8 protein-coding genes and 1 pseudogene are annotated in these 9,223 nt (G+C 38.7%); all 9 read right to left on the bottom strand.

The window, feature by feature from the left end; all coding sequences use genetic code 11:
* Positions 1 to 223: 223 nt before the first annotated feature.
* Positions 224 to 1,258 (bottom strand): hypothetical protein, encoded by a 1,035-nt coding sequence (locus QZ565_RS06220; protein WP_033686739.1) that lies wholly within the window; start codon positions 1,256 to 1,258, stop codon positions 224 to 226.
* A complete protein-coding gene (locus tag QZ565_RS06215; RefSeq protein WP_033686740.1) occupies positions 1,251 to 2,720 on the bottom strand; it encodes an O-antigen polysaccharide polymerase Wzy family protein in 1,470 nt (489 codons plus the stop codon). The genes QZ565_RS06220 and QZ565_RS06215 overlap by 8 nt, the downstream gene beginning before the upstream one ends.
* Before the next feature lie 15 nt (positions 2,721 to 2,735).
* On the bottom strand, positions 2,736 to 3,722 hold the full coding sequence (locus QZ565_RS06210) for a glycosyltransferase family 2 protein (RefSeq protein WP_295527036.1): 987 nt from the start codon (positions 3,720 to 3,722) through the stop codon (positions 2,736 to 2,738).
* 1 nt (position 3,723) lies between these two features.
* A complete protein-coding gene (locus QZ565_RS06205) occupies positions 3,724 to 4,827 on the bottom strand; it encodes a glycosyltransferase (protein WP_269797641.1) in 1,104 nt (367 codons plus the stop codon).
* Positions 4,817 to 5,653 (bottom strand): phosphorylcholine transferase LicD, encoded by an 837-nt coding sequence (locus tag QZ565_RS06200; RefSeq protein ID WP_295527030.1) that lies wholly within the window; start codon positions 5,651 to 5,653, stop codon positions 4,817 to 4,819. The genes QZ565_RS06205 and QZ565_RS06200 overlap by 11 nt, the downstream gene beginning before the upstream one ends.
* Positions 5,654 to 5,797: 144 nt before the next feature.
* Positions 5,798 to 7,108 carry an LCP family protein gene (locus QZ565_RS06195; RefSeq protein ID WP_295527027.1) on the bottom strand — a complete coding sequence of 437 codons (1,311 nt, stop codon included), beginning with the start codon at positions 7,106 to 7,108 and terminating at the stop codon, positions 5,798 to 5,800.
* On the bottom strand, positions 7,105 to 7,953 hold the full coding sequence (gene pheA, locus QZ565_RS06190; RefSeq protein WP_295527024.1) for a prephenate dehydratase: 849 nt from the start codon (positions 7,951 to 7,953) through the stop codon (positions 7,105 to 7,107). Before pheA ends, QZ565_RS06195 begins: the two co-directional genes overlap by 4 nt.
* A complete protein-coding gene (locus tag QZ565_RS06185) occupies positions 7,950 to 8,426 on the bottom strand; it encodes a shikimate kinase (protein ID WP_295527021.1) in 477 nt (158 codons plus the stop codon). The genes pheA and QZ565_RS06185 overlap by 4 nt, the downstream gene beginning before the upstream one ends.
* Positions 8,419 to 9,223 (bottom strand): annotated as a pseudogene (locus tag QZ565_RS06180) (3-phosphoshikimate 1-carboxyvinyltransferase); the annotation flags it as partial. The gene QZ565_RS06185 and the pseudogene QZ565_RS06180, both read right to left, overlap by 8 nt.

The raw sequence follows: 9,223 nt of genomic DNA, 5'->3' as shown, positions 1-9,223 counted from the left end.
TCTTTCATAGAAGTCTTTTCAATTAACTTTTAAGTAATCTTTGAATTGAGAATCTAACGGATTTGTTGATATTCTTTACTAGAGGACTCTCAGTGACTACTATCTTCTAACAACACAACAAAATAGACTCCATAATATCTATATGGAGGGTACCCACTACAAATATTATGGAGCCTCAAAATCGACTCTTCGCCAACTTTAGAGATTCGATGTATCAGAATGCTTATAATTTAAAGGTTGCTACACCAAGGATAGAACGATTTAAGTTTCGAAGAATTTGAAGACTTTGTTCAAATTTCTTATAACGAGTTACTCCGTACTCTTCAACAAGAAGGACTGTATCTCTTTCTAAAAGAGATGGTACATCTTGTAAATCTACAAAATGCATTCCTTTTAAAGTCTCTTGATTTTGTTTTAATTTATCTAGAATAGCTTTATTTGAGCTAACGATAGTCAATTCTTGTCCAGCATTTTTGTATGATAGAATATCTGCTAGATTAGCAATTGTTGTAATCTCTGTTACAAAATCAATTTGATATTGAGAAAAATCACCTGCTCTATTGATTGTTGGGTTAAAGAGATAAACCAATACATTTCCCATCACAACCAAAATCACACAAACTACTCCAATAACAGCTAGACGAAGGATCAGATTCTTGACGTTTAATCCAAGCGCTGTCTCACCGTTTGCGTTCAATTCTTTAGAATTGATGGTTTCCAATTTTTCAATTTTCACGTTTGCATAGGTATTTTTAAATTTATCAACCAATGCATCAATCTTTTTCTCTAACAAGTCATTGGCATCTTTACTTGGTGTCAAAATTTTCACACCAACCCCTGCATCGTCAATCATATAGTAGACAGTCAATTTTTTCCACCAATAGTCACTTGTAGAATTTTTCAAGGTTGTCTCTGTCGTATCCAATTCACTGGCAATTTTTTTCAACTCACTAGGCTCTACATCATTGAAAAGATAAGCTCCATTCAAATTCCCATCAATCAATTTCCCGTAGAAATCACTATAACCACCAATTTGATGATTCAAAATTGTTTTAGCTGAATCTTCTGGAGGTGTGATTTTATAGCTGATATAAGTTGAATAACTTGTTGTATCTTTGACAGTATTTTTATTCTTAACTGCTTTAATTGTAAATGGTACAGCAATGAGAGCAAATAAAGCGATGAGAGCTAGAATATTTGCTTTTCGTTTTTTATAAAGATTTGCAAACAAATCAGCTACTGAATAATGTTCAAACATGATTTTTTTCTCCTTTGTTTAGTAGATACTGGTTCTCTTTTGTAAGCATTTTCGCTACAAATATAATCACAAGAACAATTCCCCAGAATTGCATTGTAAATAAATTGAAGAAACTTTCTGAAAAGCTACTTCTTGGCATAAAGAATAGATTATTCAAGATGAGTAGGGACAAGGCAAATAGGATTGTTCTTGAACGATAGGCTACTTGCAGCATGGCTATGAATAACATACCTAGCAAGAGACTAAGTAGAAAGACTCCTATCATACCATAGTCGGTATACAACTCCATAATATAGCTACTTCCGATACCATGTCCTTTCAAGTATTCCTTGTTCAAGACAAGATAGGATAGATTGTGGGCATAACTATTGCTATCAATAGCTAGTTCCACACTATTGGTTGTATGTTCAAAGGCTTTTCCTCCGAAAATGGCCCCTAAACTTCCCCTTGCAAAATAATCAATAACAGGACCAAAAGTAAAATTGCGTAAATCTCGGTAAGGGAGGCTACTGTTAAATAGAAAGCCTCTAGCCAAAACACCAAAACTGGTTCCTTGTTTATAGATAAAGTCAAGCAGGATATCCCAGAAACCTGTATGGGAAACCTGGACATTATCCCGTACATAATTGAGTATTCCCATCGCTAACATGAGAATAGGAGAACCTACAAAAATCGCTAACTTTTCTTTAAATCCAATCCATTTTCCCTTTTCTGTTTGCTCCCGCATAAAGTAATAAACGAAAGCAAATAAAATACTTAAAATAAAGGGATTGCGTGTCCCGATTGCCAAATGAATAGTATTAGCTGCAATAAAGGAGACAAGCACTGCTGTTGCCTGCAATTTCTTTGGCTTGGTTGCCAAATACATACACATTGCATAGACCGTAAATGTTGATAAGATATAGGTAAAATAAGGCAGTTTACTTTCAAAGTTTGCATAGTAGGCATAGTAGGAAGTCTGCAAGCGATACAGGAGCCGTTCAAATAACCGAATGAAATAGAAAGGATAGGTTAGAAGAAAAACTCCTAGCGATACAAAGCGCAACCGCTTGATGTAAACATCTTTTAGAGAACTTCTTATCTTGGGTACTTGTATTTTCTTTCTAGCTATAAAATAGCGAGCTAGAAGTCCTCCTGTGGTCAATCCCAATATCGAAACCATGACGACTATAAAAGCAAAGCGATAGGCTATGGGATGATAGGTATCTAAAGCACCATCCCTAAAATAATCAATGGTCGGCCTTGATACCAGAAATACAAAAATAGTTAAAAAGAAAATAAAATGGATTAAGTAATACTTGATATCATTCCAACAAGCAATTAAGCTACTAACCAGTAAGAACAATAAAGTAGAAAGCAAGCTAACATTGTTATTATTAAACAGATACACAATTCCACTTACTAGCGTCAAGGCATAACTGACTATGGTCAAACTAAATAATAATCGTTTTCCATCAATCACTTGCTCACCCCCGTTCTAATGTAATTTTTTAGATTTTTCAATATTTTTTAGTAATAAGAATCGGTATAAGGAAATATTTATGAATAGAGCCAAAACACTAATTCTTCTCCCCTTACGGAAAATTGGATTCCTAGCAATAGCAAAGGCATGGCCTTTTAAAAAACGATGAATCTGAGAATAGGCTTCAAATTGTTTATACTGATCATCTAGCAACATCTTATCCAGAATAAAGAAGTGGGCATAGGCCAATCTGAAAAAAGCAACCTCTTTCAAGTCAGGATAGTTTTTCACAACTTCATTGTAAAACTTTTGGTAGATATCAATATAGGCTAAATCCTTCTCTGCATACGGTTTTGTCGTAATGCTATCCCCTCTATGGAAATAGTAATAATAGGGTTTGGTATTAACCACATATTTCTTGGCCAACTTGATTAAATCAAAATGATAATAGGCGTCTTCATAAATCAACCCTTTAGGAAAGGATAGGGCAATTGCGATTTCTCTCTTGATTAGCTTATTGCAAATCGTTCCAGGTATTTTTTCACCTATGAGGTATTCCTTTAGAAATGTTTGAGAATCACAGACAAAATACTCATCCTGATTGGCTGACTGTGGGCTTTCATCATTAGCATAGACATTCATAACACCACAGCTCGAAACATCCGCATCTTCTTGAATTAATTGCTCATATAAACTCTGAATCATTTCTGGATGAATATAATCATCTGAGTCAATAAAAATCAGATAATCCCCATGAGCCTGCTTCATTCCATCATTTCGCGCTTGTGACAAGCCTTCATTCTTTTTATGAAGCACTGAAACTCTATCATCTAGTTCAGCAATTGAATCACACAAGCGACCACTTTCATCCGTTGCTCCATCATCGACAAGAATGATTTCCAGATTTTGATAGGTCTGCTTCTGAATGGAAGCTATCGATTTTTCTAGGTACTGCGCCACATTATAGACTGGCACAATCACACTAATTAATGCAGTTTCCATGCTACTCCTCTAATAGTTTTTCTACTTGTTCGATTTGTTTGGCAATTGTAAATTGTTGAATAAATTGACTAGCCTCATTGACATCGAAGTTTGAGGCAGATGTCATGTAGTTCGTAATTGCCTGAGCTGCCTCTTGATTGCTCTCAATGATTTGTCCAAATCGACCTTCTTGGGATAATTCCTCAGCCCCTCCAACATCTGTAGAGACAAAAGGAAGTCCCAGACTCAAGGCCTCAACATACACTCCAGGAAACCCTTCTTGCTTAGACATAGACAAGAGAACTTTCGTCTGAGATAAATACTGATAAGGATTTTTTTGATAACCAAGGAAATGTACATAGTCCTCGAGCCCATACTCTTTGACTCGTTTTTTCAGTTCCTCTTCCATGTCACCAGCACCTATAAAGTAAAGGTGATAATGTTTTCCCTCTTGGTGTAATAGTCGTATCACTTCCACTACACGGTCAGAACCCTTATTTTTCTCAATCCGTCCAATGGTACAGATACTTTGAGGAGCAATCTCGATATCGATCTTCTCTTGAGATTTTTCTAGAATAGTCTTAAAATCATAACCATTGTAGACCGTCTCTAATTTTGAAGCATAATCTGGATAGACTTCCTTGATAGAATTGCTGGTTTTATTCGAAATTCCTACAATGGTATCCGCAGCATTCAACTGGCGTCTATGTGATTCCCTTTTTGAGCTATCCTTAAGAAATTCTTCAATACTTCCATGAATCCAAGATATCTTCTTGACTTCTTTTCTTTTAGAAAACAAAAGCGGTGGATTCATAATTGTAAAGGAAACTTCAACATCATAGTCATCTTTCACAAGCAAGCGCCGAGTCAATCTTGGAAAATAAATTCTCATTCTCCACAAAAGAGCTCGTAACCATCTGGCTTGGCGATAATCCTGAAGGGATTTTAAAATTCGTACATGTTTCGGAACAGATTCATATCCCTTGTCAAAATGCTCCATTTCAAGAATATCAATATCATACTTTTCTGGATCCAGATTTGAAACAATGGTAGATAAAATCTTCTCTGCTCCACCTCCGAGAGAAAAAGACCACATAAAAAATAATATTTTTTTCTTAGCCACCATATTCTCCCTTGTACTCTGTGTAGCTCTTGTCCATATCTGCTATAATGGCGTCATGATGCGGTACTTGTTTGTCTGCTGGTGGAGGTGTCATATAATCACCAAAAGCAGTGCTGAGATAGGCATCATAGCCGACTGGAACGGGCATCTCTGTCTCTTCAAATGGCAAGAAGAGATTATCTTCAAAGGATGCGATTGGGTACTTGTTTCTCATGTAGCCAGGACCAGAGCATAACTCCGTGATTCCATCGCTCTCAGCCAGACTGTACTTGGTCATTTCTTTTTCAGCTTTTTTCCAAATGCGATAACGAAGAGATTTTGGTGTCACACCCAGTAAAATGCGACTCCCCCATTTCATAAGTGCGCCATGCTTTTCTGGAACAGTTTGCGCACAAAAAAGAGAATAGATCAGGGCCCAACGAACCTGTTTTTTCCGCTCAGCTGGATTTTTCGGATAATAATCTAAAGGCAAAACATCCAAAGCCAAACCATGTGGCAAATCCAAATCTTGCTGGTAAGGTTTAATGCAGGTAGTTTCCTTGTCACGAATAGTAATAAAAAGATTGCGGTCTACAAAATCCTTGTTACTCTTTGACAAGAAATAACGCTCATCTGCATAACGAGGCCATAATTCTACCAATTTCTCATAATCCTTACGGGGCATAAAAAAATCTAGATCATCATCCCAAGGAATGAAACCCTTGTTTCGAAGGGCACCAATAGCACCTCCACCACAAAGATAACAAAGCAAATCATGTTCTTTACAAAATGCGACGAAATATTCAGCCATTTCCAGACTACGAGCCTGAATCGCTTTCAAATCACTCATGTCTCTCCTCTTCTGTTCAATAACGAGTTATATCGTTTTATTATACCATAAAAAAGCCTGAAAAATCCATCAGACACTAAGAAAAATCAAAGTTCAAACCACTATTTTACTGGTGATTCGAACTTTGATTTTTCCTGTATTAGTTTATCTCATCCTCATCTGAGAAAGTTTAGTTTGATATTTATTTTGGTCTACTAAGAGTGCCTGTCCTCCATAGACATCATAGGCATCCACCCAATCACCCAGTTCTGGAACTGTTAATCTTTCAATGCCATTTTGCGTTCCATCTAGGAAGGATAAGCCATTGGTCAATAAGAAACTATAAGGAATATTCGTAGATGTCATGCCAAATACTTTACCAAGTGCTTCTGATCCAGTAAAGAGTTTGGTTGGATCCTTGAGTTGCTGCAGAACAGCTGTCAACACTTGCTGTTGTCTCTTGGTACGACCGTAATCACCTTCATCGTCATCGCGGAAACGAGCATAGTTGAGCAAGGTCGAACCATTCATCTGCTGTTTCCCGACTTTGATAGTCTGGGTTGGAGACTCAGTCTCAGTCGCATGTAAATCATCTCCGACTGTAGCTTCTGTTAAAGGTTGACCTTCTAAGGTTGAGAATTTGGCATCAATTGTCACCCCATCTGGGAAGAGAGTGTCAATAGCGGTTGCGAAGGCCTGGAAGTCTACTAAGGCATAATACTTAATGTCCAAGTCAAAATTGTCCTTTAGAACTTTTCGGACCATTTCTGCCCCTTTTTGGCCTTCTTGTTCCCCTAGTTCATAGGCTACATTTAACTTGTTATCTGTTTGTTTCTTTCCATTGATAATCTTACTATATCCATCAATATAAACTAAGTTATCACGCATGAAGCTGACCAGCTTAATTTTCTTATCTGAGCCACCAACGTTTAGAACCATAATAGAGTCCGTTCTCGTTTCAGCACTGTTTTGGCCAATCCGTCCATCCGTTCCCATAATCAAAATATTGACCCCATCCTTGGTATCTTGACCATGAAAAACTTCTACTTGAGCTGCCTTTGCATTGGCAGGTTTGTTTGGATCAGCATTTGAATAGCCTTTTAGGAACATAAAAATCATGCCAAAACCGACACAGGCTAAAAGGGCAAGCAATCCAGCAAAAATGCGCCCCCAACGAATCTTACGTTTTTTGGACTTAACCTTTGGTTGAGAATGGCTTTTCTGGTATTTTTTTGCACGACTACGGTTACCATAAGATGGAAGAGGAGACTGATTGATTGGTTCCATGAAAGACTCTTCCATATCGTGATTTTCATTATGAATTTCTGGAGAAGCTTCACTACTGCTAGCCGTATTTAACTTACCTTGCAGGTATGCAAACTCTTTTTTCTCTCGCTCATTGAGGTAATGAATATTCTTAAAGAGATAGTCATAACGTAACTGCTCGTGATGGCTTAAAGGATTTTCTTTACTCATCTTCTATCCTTTCCATGGTCTGATATTGGATAAATGGGATAGGCACCCAGAACTTTATACTGGATTCCAATCGCTTCTAATTCTTTTTGGGCAAAGTGGACCAGATTCTTATCGTCATAGTCCACATCGATAATGAAAAAGTATTCTCCCAGTGCTGTCTTGAGTGGACGGCTTTCAATTTTTGTCAGGTCAATTCCTCTCCAAGCAAAGGTCGAAAGAGCCTTGTAGAGGGCACCGGGAAGGTTGTCAGGTAAGGTCAAGGCCAAACTCATTTTTTCAGTTTGTGCTTGCAAGGGAATGGTTGCACCTTCAGCTCCCAAAACCCAGAAACGTGTGAAATTGGCTTCCATTTCCTGAATATCCTCGGCAATCAGTTCCAAGCTATATTCTTCAGCAGAACTTCTTGGTGCAATGGCTGCATAAGGCTGATCTGGATGTTCGGAAATAAAACGGGCCGCATAAGCTGTACTAGCAGTCACCTCGATTTGAGCATCTGGATACTCTTCATCGATAAATTTCTTTCCTTGCGCCAAAGCCTGTGGATGAGAAAAAATCTTTTCAATCTTAGTATGACCCGGAACCACCATCAATTGCTGATGAATGGGTTGAACGATTTCTGCTACTGCTTGAATGCGAGCCTGATGAAAAAGGTAGTCCAAGGTTTCATGAACACTACCCTCGATAGAATTTTCAACTGGCACCACAGAATAGTCCACCAAGCCTTGTTCATAGGCTTTGATAACATCTGTAATATTGGCAAAAGCCTGCAATTCCTCATGAGGAAAAGCTGTCTGCACAACGTGGTGTGAAAATGATCCCTTGGGACCTAGATACGCAATTTTCATCTCAGTTCCTCTATAATTTCCTCTGGGCTTAGCTTGGTCACATCCAAAATCCGACTAGCCACTTCCTCATACCAGGCCTGTCTTTCTTGGAAAATAGCTGCTAATTCTTCCTTACTATTATTTAGAAAAAGCGGGCGCTGATTGTCCTTATCAGCTGCTATGCGTTGGTAGAGGGTTTCAAAATCTGCTTTCAGGTAGATATTATCCGGATTAGTCTTGAGCAAGTCACGATTTCGTTCAGAAATAACCACTCCTCCACCAGTTGACACAACTTGGTCTCTTTGTAGTAACTCAGCTAGGACTTCTGATTCTAGCTGACGAAAGGCCACTTCTCCCTTTTCAGCGAAAAAATCCGCAATGGACATACCTAAGCGTTTCTCAATCAGGGCATCCATATCAAGGTAATTAGGTTCCAAGCCTCTTGCAATAGTCGATTTACCAGCCCCCATAAAGCCTAATAACACCTTAGCCATGAATCAAGCTCTCCAAATCATCAAAGAAGCTAGGGTAGCTGGTATTGATGGCTTCTGCACGGTCAAGCTCCACTTCTCCATCTGCTACCAAAAGAGCTGCGATAGCTGTCATCATGCCGATACGGTGATCACCAAATGTATTGACTCTAGCACCGTGAAGGGCTGATTTGCCTTTGATAATCATCCCATCTGCTGTAGGGGTGATATCTGCTCCCATGCTATTTAAGGCGTCTGCTACTACCTGAATGCGGTCTGTTTCCTTGACCTTGAGCTCCTCAGCATCCTTAATGACTGTTACACCTTGGGCTTGTGTCGCTAGGAGAGCAATAATGGGCAATTCATCAATCAAACGTGGAATCACGGCACCACCAATCTCTGTTCCTTTCAAGTCAGAAGAGTCAACAGTTAAGGTAGCAGATTTAGCGACTGGATCGATTTCAGTTATTTCCAATTTTCCACCCATGTCGCGAATGACATCAATAATACCAGTACGTGTTTCGTTGATACCAACATTCTTCAGCACTACACGAGAATTTGGAACAATCAAACCTGCGACCAACCAAAAGGCTGCACTGGAAATATCTCCTGGCACGATCACCTTTTGTCCTGTCAATTTTTGTGGCCCTTGGACTGTGATTTTCTTGCCATCCACACTTAAATGGCCACCAAATTGTTGCAACATATCTTCGGTGTGGTTACGAGTACATTCTTTCTCAAGAATAACGGATTCCCCCTGAGCCTGCAAGGCCGCAAACATCAAGGCTGACTTGACTTGAGCAGAGGCAATCGGCAACTCA

The sequence above is a fragment of the uncultured Streptococcus sp. genome (assembly GCF_915066115.1).
Taxonomy (GTDB): domain Bacteria; phylum Bacillota; class Bacilli; order Lactobacillales; family Streptococcaceae; genus Streptococcus.
The sequence above is the reverse complement of the archived record's forward strand: the minus strand, read 5'-3'. Positions and strand labels throughout refer to the sequence as shown.